The 14,971-nt window shown below is 72.2% G+C and carries 12 protein-coding genes; 4 read left to right on the top strand and 8 right to left on the bottom strand.

What is annotated here, in order from left to right; genetic code table 11:
• Positions 1-397: 397 nt before the first annotated feature.
• The 6 genes from WMF20_RS28065 to WMF20_RS28040 all read right to left on the bottom strand — a co-directional run bounded on the left by WMF20_RS28065 (position 398) and on the right by WMF20_RS28040 (position 7,873).
• A complete protein-coding gene (locus WMF20_RS28065; RefSeq protein ID WP_437605004.1) occupies positions 398-1,033 on the bottom strand; it encodes a hypothetical protein in 636 nt (211 codons plus the stop codon).
• Positions 1,034-1,171: 138 nt separating this feature from the next.
• Positions 1,172-3,469: a heavy metal translocating P-type ATPase gene (locus WMF20_RS28060; RefSeq protein ID WP_437605003.1), complete on the bottom strand. Its 2,298-nt coding sequence runs from the start codon at positions 3,467-3,469 to the stop codon at positions 1,172-1,174.
• A gap of 80 nt (positions 3,470-3,549) precedes the next feature.
• Positions 3,550-4,056 (bottom strand): DUF5132 domain-containing protein, encoded by a 507-nt coding sequence (locus WMF20_RS28055; protein WP_437605001.1) that lies wholly within the window; start codon positions 4,054-4,056, stop codon positions 3,550-3,552.
• Positions 4,057-4,244: 188 nt separating this feature from the next.
• The gene (locus WMF20_RS28050; RefSeq protein WP_437605000.1) at positions 4,245-5,483 is read right to left on the bottom strand and encodes a cytochrome P450; all 1,239 of its coding nucleotides are present in this window, start codon (positions 5,481-5,483) and stop codon (positions 4,245-4,247) included.
• A 262-nt stretch (positions 5,484-5,745) separates the two neighbouring features.
• Positions 5,746-7,098: a sensor histidine kinase gene (locus tag WMF20_RS28045; protein WP_437604999.1), complete on the bottom strand. Its 1,353-nt coding sequence runs from the start codon at positions 7,096-7,098 to the stop codon at positions 5,746-5,748.
• Positions 7,099-7,150: 52 nt separating this feature from the next.
• On the bottom strand, positions 7,151-7,873 hold the full coding sequence (locus WMF20_RS28040) for a response regulator transcription factor (RefSeq protein ID WP_129577323.1): 723 nt from the start codon (positions 7,871-7,873) through the stop codon (positions 7,151-7,153).
• Between the two features lie 116 nt (positions 7,874-7,989).
• Here WMF20_RS28040 and WMF20_RS28035 point away from each other — a divergent pair, with 116 nt between their 5' ends.
• From WMF20_RS28035 to WMF20_RS28020, 4 genes are read left to right on the top strand one after another with little or no spacing between them, the layout of a single operon-like run.
• The gene (locus WMF20_RS28035; protein ID WP_437604998.1) at positions 7,990-9,495 is read left to right on the top strand and encodes a TolC family protein; all 1,506 of its coding nucleotides are present in this window, start codon (positions 7,990-7,992) and stop codon (positions 9,493-9,495) included.
• Positions 9,492-10,742 carry an efflux RND transporter periplasmic adaptor subunit gene (locus WMF20_RS28030; RefSeq protein WP_437604997.1) on the top strand — a complete coding sequence of 417 codons (1,251 nt, stop codon included), beginning with the start codon at positions 9,492-9,494 and terminating at the stop codon, positions 10,740-10,742. The genes WMF20_RS28035 and WMF20_RS28030 overlap by 4 nt, the downstream gene beginning before the upstream one ends.
• A 1-nt stretch (position 10,743) precedes the next feature.
• Positions 10,744-11,475: an ABC transporter ATP-binding protein gene (locus WMF20_RS28025; protein ID WP_437604996.1), complete on the top strand. Its 732-nt coding sequence runs from the start codon at positions 10,744-10,746 to the stop codon at positions 11,473-11,475.
• Complete coding sequence (locus tag WMF20_RS28020) at positions 11,469-12,671, top strand: ABC transporter permease (protein ID WP_437604995.1); 1,203 nt, start codon at positions 11,469-11,471, stop codon at positions 12,669-12,671. Before WMF20_RS28025 ends, WMF20_RS28020 begins: the two co-directional genes overlap by 7 nt.
• A 202-nt stretch (positions 12,672-12,873) precedes the next feature.
• Here WMF20_RS28020 and WMF20_RS28015 read toward each other — a convergent pair whose 3' ends face one another.
• Together WMF20_RS28015 and WMF20_RS28010 are read right to left on the bottom strand one after the other, a co-directional pair.
• Positions 12,874-13,710 carry a helix-turn-helix domain-containing protein gene (locus WMF20_RS28015; RefSeq protein WP_437604994.1) on the bottom strand — a complete coding sequence of 279 codons (837 nt, stop codon included), beginning with the start codon at positions 13,708-13,710 and terminating at the stop codon, positions 12,874-12,876.
• A 27-nt stretch (positions 13,711-13,737) separates the two neighbouring features.
• Entirely contained in the window at positions 13,738-14,754 is a 1,017-nt protein-coding gene (locus WMF20_RS28010; RefSeq protein ID WP_437604993.1) for an aldo/keto reductase, read from the bottom strand.
• Between the last annotated feature and the right edge of the window lie 217 nt (positions 14,755-14,971).

Below are 14,971 nucleotides of genomic sequence, written 5' to 3'. Positions count from 1 at the left end.
GGGAGGGGGCGCGGAGAGGTCGCGACGTGGCGGCGCGGCCTCGGAAGGGGGGGCGGGTCGGTTCGAGATCGAAGCGGGCGGCCTCGGGAGGGGGCGCGGAGAGGTCGCGACGTGGCGGCGCGGCCTCGGGAGGGGGGGTAGGTCGGTTCGAGATCGAAGCGGGCGGCCTCGCGAGGGGGGCGGGTCGGTTCGAGATCGAAGCCGGTGGCCTCGGAAGGGGGGCGGGTCGGTTCGAGATCGAAGCCGGTGGCCTCGGAAGGGGGGCGGGTCGGTTCGAGATCGAAGCCGGTGGCCTCGGAGGGGGGCGGGTCGGTTCGAGATCGCGGACACGCTGCGGTGCTCGTGAGCTCGATGACCTCCTCCTGCGTGACGCTACGAACCGCGGAGGCGCCTGCCGTCAGCCGTCCTGAGACTCGCAGCTCGGCGACCGGCGGTGGCCATGGAGGACGATCCGCAGCATCATGCCGAGCCCGATCGCGACGAGGCCGTTCAGCGGGGCTTCCGGCAGGTTCCTGAGCAGCGCCTGGCCTGCCAGAGCTCCGACCACGGTCGCAGCCGCGACGGCGGCGACGCGGTACAGCATGCGACGAAACCCGATCTCCGGCGTGAGCGTGGTCGCCAGGAACAGCCCCTCGCCCAGGCGATGAAGGACGAGGGCGCCGCCGAGCAATGCCGGTCCGGCGCCGCCGTCTGCGGCGAGGGCCAGCGCCAGGGTGCCTCCGTCTGACAGAGAGTGCACGATCAGCGCCGGCACGACGACGGCGTGGTCGGCGTGCTGATCCGCGTCGTGGTAGAGGCGCTCGACGAGCCCTAAACCCGCGCACCCCGCTGCTGCCAGAAGAAGGGCCCCGATCCCCATCTCCTCGTAGAGGTGAGGCAGCATCAACAGGAGTACGACGAGGGGGACGAGGATGCGCGTCAGCCGATCGACCGCAGCGCACATTATCGGCTGCCTGCGCCCCATCGCCACGAGCGCCGGGCCGAGGGCGAGCCCCACCAGAGACAGCGCGAGCGCAACTCCAAACAACAACATGCTCCGGCTCCACGATCTCGCCCGGAGTATCTGCGCCGGGCGTCCTTCGCGTTCAGCAGTCGTGCTCGGGAGCCGTTCCGGCGTCCGCGGCTTTCGGGATTTTCGGTCGCCTGCGTCCACGCGGGACGCGATCGGCGCTCAGGGGGTCGATGCGGCCGCGCCGCGAGCCGGGCGCGGGGCGCGGCGCTCGCCGTCCTGCGCACCGGGCGCGGGCCTCGCGCCGCCCCGCGTGGGCCGCGCCGACCGCGCGGCGGCTGCGCTCGCGCTGGCCGGCCGCTTCGGCTCGTAGCCGATGAGGCGAGCCGAGTTGAGCACGACGAGGATCGTGCTCAGGTTATGGAGCACCGCCGCGATGAACGGGTTGAGCGCCCCCATCGCGCCGATCATCAGGCCCCCTGCGTTGACGCCCAGCGCGACGCCATAGTTCTGGCGGATCACCTTGAGCGCCTGGCGGCTGAGGCGCAGCGTCGTGACGACGCCGGCGATGTCGTCGGCCGCCAGCGCGATGTCCGCGGCTTCCACGGCGACGTCGGAGCCGGCCGTGCCCATGGCGATGCCCACGTCGGCCAGCGCGAGCGCCGGCGCGTCATTGATGCCGTCGCCCACCATCGCGACGCGGAGGCCCGCGGCCTTCAGCTGCCGGATCCATTCGTACTTCTGCTCGGGCAGCAGCTGGGCTCGCCACTCCGTGATTCCCACGGCGCCGGCGACCGCGCGGGCCGACTCCTCCATGTCCCCGGTCAACATCGCGAGCCGGCGCACGCCTTCCCGGCGGAGCTGCGCCAGCGACGACGCCACGTCCGGGCGGACCTTGTCGCGCACGCCGATCAGCCCGATGAGGCGACCCTGGTGGGCCACGTACATCTCGGTCTCGCCCTCGGCCGCGTGCTTCGCGTGAAGGGCCTCGGCCTCGGCGGACACCGCGATGTCGAACTGCTGCATGAGCCGGCGATTGCCCACCAGCACGACGTTGTTCCGCCAGTCCGCGCGCATCCCGCGACCCACCAGGATTTCACACGCGTCGTGGGGCTGGACGACGAGCTCGCGCTCCTCCGCGTGGCCTACCACCGCCAGCGCCAGCGGATGCTGGGAGTGCAGCTCGCCGGTCGCCGCGAGCGAGAGGACCTGCTCGGCGGTGTAGTCGTCCACCAGCGAGAGCACCCGCTGCACCGTGGGAATTCCCTGTGTCAGGGTCCCCGTCTTGTCGAAGACGATCGCGTCAAGCCTCGCCGCGGCCTCGAGGTGGGTGCCGCCCTTGATGAGCACACCGCGCCGCGCGCCGTTCCCGATCGCCGCGCTCACGGCGGTGGGCGTGGCCAGCCCCGCCGCGCAAGGGCACGCGATGAGCAGCATGGTCAGCGCCCTGGTCGCGTCGCCCGTCAGGGCGAGGACAGCGATCGACAGGGCGAACGAGGCGGGGACGAAGCGCCTGGAGAACTCCTCGCCCACGGTATGGATAGGGGCCTGCAGCTCGCGCGCCTGCTCCACGCGCTGGATGAGGCGCCCGACGGCCGTATCGCTGCCGACCCGCTCCACACGCGCCCGCAGGCCGCCGGACAGCAGCACGGTCCCGGCATACACGATATCTCCGCTCATCTTCATCACGGGCATGCTCTCGCCGGTGATGGGGGCCTCGTTGATCGTCCCCTGGCCCTCCACGATGACGCCATCGACCGGGATGCGCTTGCCCGCGTAGACCGCGATCAGGTCTCCGGGCTGGAGCTCGGCCACCGGACGGCGCACCTCCTGCTCGCCGACGACCTGCCAGATCTCCTCGTCGGGCACGTCGAGGAGATCGCGGATCGCTCGCTCCGTGCGCTTCAGGGTCAACGCCTGCAGGTACTCGCCCAGGTTGAGGAGCCAGAGCACCGTCAGCGCGGTGACGTTCTCGCGCAGCAGGAGGCTGGCGATCGTGGCCGACCCGACGAGCGTGTCGGTGTTCATCCCGGTCTGGCCGGCGATCGAGCGCCACCATCCCTTCAGGAAGGAGTACCCCGAGATCAACGTCGCCGCGATGTTGACGCCGCCGATGATCGGGTTCGACGCCAGCGCGCCGGCGCCGAACGCGAGCCTCTTGACGCCGAGGCCCAGGAGGACCGAGCCGCCGAGGACCAGGTTGCGCACCTGCACGGAGACATCCCCGTGCTCGTGGCCCTCGTGTCCGCGATGCTCGCCTCCGTGCCGCGCCTCGCGCCCGACCTCCCGCTGCTCCCGCCATCGCCGGTATGCCTCGTGAGCCAGCGGAGGAGACGAGAGGGCGGCGCGGAGCTTCGCCTCGATGGCGATCCGGGGGAGCCCGCGGTCGTAGTGCAGGAGCAGCCGCCCCGTCACTGGATTGGCGTGGACCTCTCTGATTCCCGGCTCTCGCTCCAGCGCGCTCTCGACGGCGGCAGCATAGCGGGGATGGTCCTTCAGGCCGGACACATCCCACCGCATCCGCCCTCCGAGCGCCGAGCGCAGTCGCAAGCGAGCGCTCCGCCTCGTATCCGGAGGGCTCACGTCCGCACCCGAGGGACTCACGCGCCTGCCCGCTCGCGTGCGTGGGCGTGGTGAGAGGCGTGCGCCTCCTCGCCATCGGCCGACTCGGACAGATCACCGAGCTCGGCCTTTGCCTCGGCGACGATGTCCTGAAGCTCCTCGCGGAGTCCCTCGACGATGACCAGGAGCTCCCGTTGCGCGACAATGCCGCCTTTGACGATCAGACGTACCAGGGGACGCACCCCCCGCCCCACGAGAGGGGCGAAGAGCGCGCCGGCGGCCAAGCCCGACAGAGCGACCACTAGCTTCGATTGAGCGAATTGCAGCGACATCGAAGAGACCTTCCATCCGACGAAAAATCGTTCATCGAACGATCGTTGCTCTGGCAGAGTGAAGGGATAGCTGTCCCCGATTGCTCCGCAAGCCACGCATCGGCGGATATTGTTCTCATAGTCATCGCGCTCGGAATCATCCGGTTTATGCCTCCTGTCCAGCGCCTCGAGGCGTTGATGCAGGGGCCGGCGCGCCTGCCGAATCTCAACCATACGCGCGGATGACGGAACGCGTGAGCTGCGCTTCGGAGTGCGTCCGGAGAGGCGCGGAAGCGTTGCCGCGATGCTCGCCGTCGCGGTGCTCGCGATCTCCGTACTCGCCTGCTATCGGATGCTCCCCCGCTGCGGGCTCATCGCCGTCGATCCGTCCATCCTCGCGGAAGGACGTGGCGATGGAGCGCTCAGGACGTCGGCACGTCCCACGCGACGTTCAGCGCGGCCGGACCGCGGTGCACGAGGTTGGGCATGTACGAGAGCCGTGCGTCTGCGGCGAGGCGCGCGCCCCGCAGGCGCCGCGTCAGCTCCTCGAGCGCGATCGCGCCTTCCATGCGCGCGAGCTGCGCGCCGACGCAGAAGTGCGGGCCGCGACCGAACGCGAGGTTCGGCCCGGCCGCGCGCTCGAGCTCGAACCGCTCGGGGTCGTTCACGCCGGGCAGGTCCCGGTTCGCGGATCCGAACAGCACGAACACCCGCGCGCCGCGCGGCACGGCCACGCCGCGGATCCGGCAGTCCTCGGTCACGGTCCGCGTCATCCCCTGCACGGGCGCGTCGAAGCGCATGCCCTCCTCGAGCACGCCGGGGATCAGCGCCGGCCGGTCGCGCAGCGTCTGCCAGGCGCCGGGCGCGCGCAGGAGCGAGACGAGCGTGTTGCCGATCATGTTCGTCGTGGTCTGGTGCGCCGCGAAGATCAGCACGCACAGCATGCCCACGAGCTCCTGCGTGTCGAGCGGGCCCTCGCCCTCCGCGCGCGCCTCGATGAGCTCGGTCACCAGATCGGGGCGAGGGCTCGCCCGGTGATCCTCGACGAGCGCGCGCAGGAAATCGCGGTACGCGACGATGCTGCGCGCCAGCTCCGCGCGCTGCTCCTCGGGCAGAAGACCCATGAGGAACATGGTCTCGTCGTCGCACCACCGCTTGACCCGATCCATCTCCGAGAGCGGGATCCCGAAGAGCTGGCTGGTCACGCGGATCGGCAGCGGCGTGGCGAGGCGCGCCATCAGGTCCGCCTGCCCGTCCTTCTCGAACCCGCCCACGAGCTCGCCGGTGATCGCGCGGATGGACGGCTCCATCCTCGCCGCGAGGCGCGGCCCCGCGAACGCCTTGCTCACGAGGCTGCGTACGCGCGTGTGGACCGGCGGATCGCTCGACAGGAGCGGATACACGCCGCTCCGGTCCTTGCCCAGGATCGCGAGCACCGCGGGCGAGGGCTCCTGGAGCGGCGCGAGGACCTGGGCCGAGCTGAAGCGCACCGGATCCTTGACCACGGCCGCGACGTCGTCGTGGCGCGAGACGAACCACATCCCGAAGCTCGGGTTGAACACCACCGGCACCTCGCGCCGGAGCTCCTCGAAGAGGGGATAAGGGTCCTCCAGGTGCGGGGAAACGAGGTGGTTGAAGGCGCGGGTGGTCTCGATCGACATGCTCGCGATGCTCCGGGCAGAGGCGGCGGAAAGGCCGTTCTCCGAAAGCTTGATCGAATATCACCTTCCGAGGTTGCATTGGCATCGATCCCACAGAAGGATCGAGCCTGCCCGAGCCTGCCTTTCAGGATGGAAACCGCGGTCTCGAGGATCCGATCGACGAGACCACCCATCGTCCGCCATCGAGCCATATCGCCCTACGCCGGCGCCGGGGACGAGCAAGCGGCCTCCGTCCGGCCTGCGATCCCGCCCGCCCTGCGGCTCAGGCCCCCGCGCCGACCGGCAGCCGCAGCGCGACCTCGAGCCCGCCGCCCTCGGCGTTCCGCGCCTCGACCTCGCCGCCGTGCAGCAGCACCGCCCGCTGCGTGATCGCCAGCCCGATCCCCGTGCCGCCCGCGCCGCGCGCCCGGTGATCGTCGACCCGGTAGAACGGCTTGAAGATGTCCCCGAGCGCCGCCTCGGGCACGCCCGGCCCGCGATCGCGGACGCGCACCTCGGCGACCCCGCCCGAGCACGAGAGGTCGATGCGGACCGTGGTGCCCGCCTCGGTGAAGCGCACCGCGTTGCGCACCACGTTCTCGATCGCGCGCCGGAGCAGCTCCTCGTTCCCGTCCAGGGAGCACGCGTCGCGCGCCCCGAGCTCGACCGAGCACCCCTGCTGCTCCGCCTCGAGCGCGGCGTCGTCGACCAGCTGCTCCACCAGCGCCGTCAGGTCGAACCGCTCGGGCCGCTCCATGCCCCGGGCCGACTCCAGACGGCTCAGCGTGAGCAGCTCGCCGATCATCCCGTTGAGCCGCTCCGTCTCCCGCTCGATCCGGTCGAACGCCGGCTCCACGTCCGGCGGCGACCGGCGGCGGACGAGCTCGAGCGAGATGTTGAGCCGCGCGAGCGGCGACCGGAGCTCGTGCGAGACGTCGCGGAGCAGCCGGCGCTGCGTCTCCAGGAGCTCCTCGATGCGCTCGGCCATCCGGTCCATGTCCCGCCCGAGCGCCAGCGTCTCGCCGTCCGCGCCCGCGAGCCGCCGCGCGACGCGGACCGAGAGATCGCCCGCCGCCATCCGCTGCGTGGCGCCGCGCAGGATGTGGATCGGACGGGACAGGTAGCGCGCGAGGAACACCGCGACGAGCCCGGTCACGACCACGATCGCGAGGAGCCGGAGCGGCAACGTTTCCGGCACGATGAAGAACATCCACGGCGACCGGACCGGACCGGTCGCGACCGCCACGAAGGACGGGTCGCGGCGCAGGACGACCGCGACGAGCTCCCGCTCGCCCACCTCGACGGCGATGCCGTCCGCCGAGCGCCGCGCCCTCTCCTCGACGAGCGGCGCGCCCTCGATGGGCTCGCCGCTCACGAGCGCGCCGGACCGGTAGACCGCGACGCGCTGATCCCGCGGCTCGAGCGGCGCGAGGCGCTGCTCGCAGCCGGAGAGCCCGTCCCGCGCGCAGGAGAGCGCGCTCTCCGCCCGGAGCTCGACGCTGCGCGTGCTCAGGCGGCGGCGCAGCGAGCTCGACTCGGCGGAGAACGCCCAGCCGTGGATCACCGCGAACAGCCCGACGAGGAGCGCCATCGCGATCCACAGCGAGACCAGGAGGCGCAGGAAGAGGCTCTTCACGCGCGCCCTCCGGGGCCGAGGCGCCTCACGAGCGCCCTCCGGGGCAGGCGCCTCACGGGCGCTCCCGGGCCAGGATGTAGCCGGCGTTGCGGACCGTCTTGATGCGCTCGCCGCCGCTCGGCCCGGGGCCGAGCTTGCGGCGGAGGTTCGAGACGTGCATGTCGATGCCGCGGTCGTACGCCGCGAGGCGGCGGCCGAGGACGCGCCGCGCGAGGTCCTCGCGCGAGACCACCGTGCCCGCCTGCCGCACCAGGACCTCGAGCAGGTCGTACTCGGCCGTCGTGAGCCGGACCTCCTCGCCGCGGACCCGGACCCGCCGCGCCGCGGGGAACACCTCGAGATCGTCGACCGTGAGGACGCTCTGCGCCTCGGCGGCGCCAGGCCCCGCCGCGGCCGCGGCGGCGTGGGCGGCGCGGCGGTGGAGCGCGCGCACCCGGGCGACGAGCTCGCGCGGGTTGAACGGCTTCGGCAGGTAGTCGTCGGCGCCCATCTCCAGGCCGACGATGCGGTCGACGTCCTCGCCCCTGGCCGTCAGCATCAGGACCGGCACCCGGGAGCTCTGCCGGAGCCGCGTGAGCACCTCGAAGCCGTTGAGGCCGGGCAGCATCACGTCGAGCACCACGAGGGTGAACGGCTTCTCCTGCGCGCGCGCGAGGCCGGAGATGGCGTCGCGCGCGCTCTCCACCGCGTAACCCTCCTGACCGAGCAGCTCGGCCAGGAGCTCGCACAGCTCGGCGTCGTCGTCGATGACCAGGATCTGAGGCGGATCGGCCATGTCGGCGACTGTAGCGCGGCCGTCACGGCGCTGTGTAAGGCCTGGTCAAAAGGCTCTTGACGAATCTTTACACGAACTGGACACCTCTTGAGACACTGCTCTCTAGCCTGGGCCGCATGACGCTCACTCGCTCCGTTCCCTTGCCGTGGCTGGCGTCCCTCGCCGTCATCGCCACGTGCACGCTGAGCAGCGCGGCCAGCGCCGAGACGCTCACCGCCGAGCAGGCGGTCGGCCGCGCGGCCTCCCAGAACCCGGCCCTGCGCGCGGCCCTGCTCGAGGCCACCGCCGCGCGGCAGGCCGTCGCCGCCGAGCAAGGCGCCCGCAAGCCCACGCTGTCCGCCTCGGTGACCGGTCAATACACAGAGGACCTCGGGAACGGGGGCCGCGGGCTCTCGGGCACCACGACCGTCGGGTCGAACGTGGCCCTCCGGTACACGACCGACGTCGGGACCAGCCTCGAGGTGGGCGCGTCGGCGGACAAGTCGTGGGGCGGCGCGGCCCGCAGCCCGGCGGGGAACGGCGCCCTCAGGCCGACGACCACCGCGGAGGCGTACGTCTCCGCGCGGCAGCCGCTGCTCCGGGGCGCCGGGACCGACGCCGTGCTCGCGCCGATCGCGCAGGCGGAGGCGTCGGCGATCGCCGCGGAGCAGGAGCGCGACCTCGCGGCGAGCCAGACCGCGCTCGACGTGCTCGATGCGTACTGGGAGCTCTGGTACGCGGAGCAGGCGATCGCCGTGCAGGAGCAGGCGCTCGCGGCCGCGCAGCGGCAGCTGAACGACGCCAAGGCCCGCGCCGAGACGCTCGGCACCGGCACGCGGGTGGACGTCCTGCAGTTCTCGACCTCGGCCGGGTCGATCGCGGACGCGCTGTCGCAGGCCCGCGCGACGCGCTCGGCGCGGGCGATCGCGCTCGGCCGCGCGCTCGGCATGGCCCCGCGGGAGGCCGCGGCGCTCTCGCCGACCGGCGCGCCGCCCTCGCTCGGTCCGCTCCCGCCGATCGACGCGCTGACGCGCGCGGCGCGCGAGCGATCCCAGGAGCTCGCCGCCCTGCGCGCCGACCTCGAGGCGCAGCGCGCGCGGGTGGGCGCCGCGGAGGACGCCGACCAGGTCCGCCTCGACGTGTTCACGACCGCCTCGGTGAGGACCCCGTGGGCGGACGACGGCACGTCGGGGGTCTCGCTCCTGGGCGGGCGGCCGGCGTTCACCGTGCTCGGCGGGCTCGACCTGGAGCTGCCGTTCGGCGGGGGCCGGGCGTCGGCCGACGCGGCGCGCGCGCGCACGCAGCTCGCGGCCGCGGAGGCGCGTTACCAGACGCGCGCCGAGGCGATCGCGGCCGAGCTCACCTCGCTGCGCGTGACCCTCGAGGCGTCCGACGAGCAGGTCGCGCTCGCCACGGAGACCGCCCGCCTGGCCGGCGAGCTCGCCGAGGCGGAGCGGCAGCGGCTGCTGCTCGGGACGTCGACGTCGGCGGACGTGGTGAAGGCGGAGCAGACGCTGCGCGAGGCGGAGCTCCGGAAGCTGCGGGCCGTGGTCACGGCGCTCACCTCGCGCTTCCAGCTGGAGCACGCCGCGGGTGCGCTCCTCGATCGCTTCGCTTCGGTGCTCCCCAGGAGGTCGTCATGAACAGGAACAAGAAACGCTACCTGATGTCCGGCGTGGCCGCGGCGGCCATCGCGACGTTCGCGATCGGCGGGTACGCCTGGTATCAGACGCCCTCGAAGGCGCCCGCCGGGCCCACGGTCGAGATCCGCCGGGGGAGCCTGACCGAGACCGCCGCGGCGTCCGGGAAGATCGAGCCCGACGTGCAGGTCGAGGTGAAGTCGCGCGCCGCGGGCCAGGTCATCGAGGTGCTCGTGAAGGAGGGCGACCAGGTCGAGGCCGGGCAGCTCCTGGTCAAGCTGGATCCGATCGACGCGGAGCGCGCTCTCGCCGCGGCGCGCGTGGCGCGCGACCGGGTGAAGGCGGACCTCGCTGCGGCGCAGGCGTCGCTCGCGGCCGCCGACCTGGATCGCAAGAACAACGAGGTGAGCCAGCAGATCGCCGAGAAGAGCGCCGAGCTCGGCCTGGGCTCGACCGACGCGGCGCGCTCGGCCGCGCACTCGACGAAGGTGGCGGGCGCGAACATGACGCTCCGGCGCGCGCAGGTGACCTCGGCCCAGGCGCAGCTCAAGCAGGCCGAGCTCGCGGTGCAGGACGCGGAGACGCGCCTCAAGGAGATGCAGATCTACGCGCCGATCGCCGGCACGGTGCTCGACGTGGCGGTGGAGAAGGGGACGCTCGTGTCGTCGGCGCTCACCAACGTGAGCGGCGGCAGCGCCGTGATGACGCTCGCCGATCTGTCGGACCTGCGCATCGTCGGCGCCATCGACGAGGCGCAGATCGGCCGCGTCGCCCCCGGCCAGCGGGTCGAGATCCGCGTCGACGCCTACGGCGACCGGGTGTTCCAGGGCGTGGTCGACCGGGTGAGCCCGCTCGGCAAGGAGGTGTCGAGCGTCGTGACCTTCGACGTCGAGATCGTCGTCAACGACAAGGAGTCGTCGCTGCTCCGGTCGGGGATGAGCGCCGACGTGGAGATCGTGACGGCGGAGCAGAAGGACGTGCTGCTCGTGCCGCTCCTGGCGGTGCAGTCGGCGGGCAAGCGGCGGTTCGTGCGGCTCGCGAGCGGCGAGGAGCGGCCGATCAAGACCGGGGCGACCGACGGGACGAGCATGGTGGTGGTCGAGGGGCTGAGCGAGGGCGACGACGTCCTCGCGAGCGCGCCCGTCGTGAGCGCGCCGGGCGCGCAGCAGGGGCAGGGGCAGGGGCAGCGGGGCGGGCAGAACCCGATGCGCGGGATGGGCATGGGCATGGGCGCCCGGGGGGGCCGCTGAGATGGACGTCCCGGTCTTCGTGAGCGACCTCTCCAAGGTGTACCACGCCGATCGCGCGGACCTCGCGGTGCGGGCGGTCGACCGGATCGGGTTCGAGGTGCGGCGCGGCGAGTCGGTCGCGATCATCGGGCCGTCCGGGTGCGGGAAGTCGAGCCTGCTGAACATCCTCGGGTGCCTGGATCGGCCGACCGAGGGCACGTACCGGCTCGGGGGGCGCGACGTGGCGGAGCTCGACGACGACGAGCTCGCGGCGCTCAGGAACAAGCACATCGGGTTCGTGTTCCAGAGCTTCAACCTGCTGCCGCGGATGACGGCGGCGGAGAACGTCGAGCTGCCGCTGCTCTACGGGGCGGTGAAGAACAGCCGGGAGCTCGCGGAGAGCGCGCTCGCGCGCGTCGGGCTCGCGGCGCGCGCGCGGCACCTGCCGTCCGAGCTCTCGGGCGGGCAGCGGCAGCGCGTCGCGATCGCGCGGGCGATCGTGACGCGGCCGTCGATCCTCCTGTGCGACGAGCCGACGGGCGCGCTCGACAGCCGGACGGGGCGCGACGTGCTCGAGCTCTTGATGTCGCTGAACGCGGACGGGACGACGCTGGTGATGGTGACGCACGACCTCGGCGTGGCGCGGGCGCTCGCGCGCGCCATCCACATGAAGGACGGCCGCATCGTGGCGGACGGCCCGTCGAGCACCGTGGTGGCGGCGTTCCACGCGAGCGAGATGGAGGCGTCATGCTGATCAAGGAAACCGCGAAGAGCGCGTGGCGCTCGCTCGCCTCGAACCGGCTGCGGACGCTGCTGACGATGCTCGGCATGATCATCGGGACGGCGGCGGTCGTGGCGGTGCTCGGCATCGGCGAGGGCGCGCGCAGCAGCGTGGAGGGGCGGATCCGGTCGCTCGGCGCGAACCTGCTGATGGTGCGGCCGGGTTCGGCGTCGGCGAGCGGGGTGCGCTCGGGCACGGTGAAGACGCTGACCGAGGCGGACGCCGAGGCGCTGAAGGCGCTCGACGGCGTGGCGGCGGTGGCGCCGGAGCGGAGCGGCAGCGCGCAGCTCCGCTACATGGCGAGCAACCTGAACGCGTCCGTGACCGGGATCACGCCGGCGTACCTCGAGGTGCGGTCGCTGTCGGTGGCGAGCGGCGTCGGGTTCTCGGAGCTCGACGAGCAGCAGCGCGCGCGGGTGGTGATCCTCGGGGCGAACGTGGTGCGGCAGCTCTATCCGGGGGGGTCGCCGCTCGGCACGCGGCTCCAGATCAACGGGAGCGCGTTCCGGGTGGTCGGGGTGCTGGCGGAGAAGGGCTCCGGGATGGGGTCGCCGGACGACGGGGTGTTCGTGCCGATGTCGACGCACCGGTCGGTCCTGTTCGGGCAGGATCACCTGTCGACGATCTCGCTGCAGCTCGCGAGCGAGGACCGGTCGGAGGTGGTGATCGCGCAGCTCGAGCAGCTCTTGCGCCTGCGGCACCGGCTGCGCGCGGATCAGCCGAGCGATTTCGAGGTGCGGTCGCAGGCGGAGATGTTGGCGACGATGGGGCAGATCACGGGCACGTTCACGACGCTGCTCGGGAGCGTGGCGGCGGTGTCGCTGATCGTGGGCGGCATCGGGATCATGAACATCATGCTCGTGTCGGTGCGGGAGCGGACCCGCGAGATCGGCGTGCGGATGGCGGTCGGGGCGCGGCGGAAGGACATCCTGCGGCAGTTCCTGGTCGAGGCGGTGGTGGTGTCGCTCGCGGGCGGGGTGGCCGGCGTGGGCCTCGGGTACGGGGCGGCGGTGCTGCTGTCGCGGTTCGGGGAGTGGGCGACCATCGTGCCGCCGTACGCGGTGGGGCTGGCGCTCGGGGTGTCGATCCTGATCGGGATCACGTTCGGCGTGGGGCCGGCGCGGCGCGCGGCGCGGCTGGATCCGGTGGAGGCGCTGCGGTTCGAGTGAGGCGGGGGCGGGGCTGGGGGCGGCATGGGGCGCGCTTGATGGGTGCGCCGGGCTTGGGTGGAGCCGGAGGGCCCAGGCCCATCCGATTGTGCCTTCCGCTGCTGTCCATGAGCCCGGCGCAGGGCTCCCTCGAAGCCCACGCACTGGGCGATGCAGAGAAAGCCGTTGCCATGGCGATGACGGTCGCCGTGCCGAGCTCGAGCTACAGGACAGGCAGAGGAAACTCCGACGTGATCAGCTTCGGCTGAGTCATCCGGCCGCCCGCGCGTTTGGAGAACGCGCCCGGTGTGAGCCCGACGAGCTGACGGAAGTCGGCGATGAGGTGGGCTTGGTCATAATAGCCCGCGTCCGCGGCGATGCGTGCCCAGTCGCACGAGGTCGCTGCCATTCGCACCGCGCGTTGCAGGCGGACGGTCCGCGCGAACTCCTTCGGGCCGATGCCGACGTTCTCGGTGAAGGCGCGGCGAAGATGCCGCGCCGTGACGCCGAGCCGGTCGGCAACACCCTCCACCCGGATCTCGCCCTCTTCGAGCAAGCGAACCGCGCGACGAGCGAGCTTCGCCGATGCCGTCTCGAAGGGGTGGCCGGCACGAAGGGCGAGCGCCCGGGCGACGCGGTCCATCACGTCCGCGCGGCTCCTCGCGGCGAGGAGCTCACCGCCGAGCTCGCGCCCGGCGCGGCCCCACACGTCCTCCAGCGGAACCATCCGGTCCGTGAGCTCGCTCGCCGCCACGCCGAGCAGCGGAACCGACCAGCCTGGCCGGAACCGAAGCGTGACCGTCCGCGCGACGCCGGTCTTGGTCTTGAATAGCGCGCGCGTTCGGGGGCCCGCGACCCACACATCCCCCTCGCGCGCGCCCTCGAGCGCTCGAAAAACGAGGGTCGTTCTGCCGTCGGGAAGCCACTCGAGATCGAGCGCCTGACCGGGGGGCGGCGCGACCGCACGGACTTCCTCGACGAAGCGCGGGAGCGCGAGGGTGGGGAGATCCATCGCTGCGGCCACGTTCATCACTCTTACGCCTTTCGTGCGGCCGTTCAAGCCGACGCGGGGGCCCGCATCGATCGGCTACCGCTCGCTGTCGAGGACCTTCATTTGCTGCGCGGCGTAGCGCGCGCCGCCGATCGCGTCCGCCGGCACGATGCTCTCGAGCGCCGCGACGTCGCTCGCCGACAGCGGCTTGTCGAGGGCCACGAGGGCATCGTCGAGCTGGGCTCGCGTGCGGGCCCCGATGACCGGCACCAGCGTGGGCTGCTTCGCCAGCACCCACGCCAGCGCCACCTGAGCCGGCGTCATCCCGCGCTCGCCGGCGAAGGCGTGGAGCTTCTCGACGACGCTCGCGTTCTTTGCCCCTTGCTCGCCTGCGAACCGCGGCATGTACTGTCGGAAGTCCCCCTTTCCCGAAGGCTTGCTGCCGGTGAGCAGCCCCCGCGCAAAGACCCCGTAGAGCGTCGCGCTCATCCCGAGCTCCGCGAGGGCAGGGAAGATCGACGCCTCGGGCCCGCGCGTCGCGATCGCGTACTCGATCTGCAGGTCCACGATCGGGTGCACCGCGGTCGCGCGCCGAATCGTCTCGACCCCCACCTCGGACAGCCCGATATGCCGGACGAAGCCGGCCTTGATGAGGTCGGCGATGGCCCCGACGGTGTCCTCGATGGGCACCTGCGGGTCGAGGCGCGCGGGGCGGTACACATCGATGACCTCCACGCCCAGCCGTTGCAGGCTGTACGCCGCGAAGTTCTTCACGGCCGCCGGGCGGGTGTCGATGCCCACCATGGCGCCGTCCGGACCGCGCATCGCGCCGAACTTCACCGAGAGCTGGACCTTGTCGCGCACCCCCTCGATCGCGCGCCGGATGAGGAGCTCGTTGTGCCCGTTGCCGTAGAAGTCTCCGGTGTCGATCAGGGTGATCCCTCGCTCGATGGCGTGGCGGATCGTCGCCACGCTCTCGGCCTCTTCGGCCGGGCCGTAGGCGCCGGACATCGCCATGCAGCCGAGGCCGACGGGAAAGACGCTGGGCCCGGTCTTGCCCAGCGGAGTCGATCGGAGGGGGGAGCGGCTCATCGTGGCGTCAACGTGGGTCATGGGATGTTCATGGCACGCGCCCGCGGCCTTCGATTGGATAAACCGGACATCTCGACGGTCCGGGCGGACGACAACCACGTCATGCACCGGCTTGTGTGCGGCGAGCTGCTCATGACGAGATGTCCGGTCCTTCCCATCGGAGGCCGGCGGCAAGAGTGGCACAGCGGCGTGGCGCAGGTTGGCTCATCGGCCACGGCGATGCGCGAAATCCTCGAGA

This window comes from Sorangium sp. So ce834, from assembly GCF_051521425.1.
Classification (GTDB): Bacteria; Myxococcota_A; Polyangia; order Polyangiales; family Polyangiaceae; genus Sorangium; species Sorangium cellulosum_D.
This window is presented reverse-complemented; position numbering and strand designations above follow the sequence as displayed.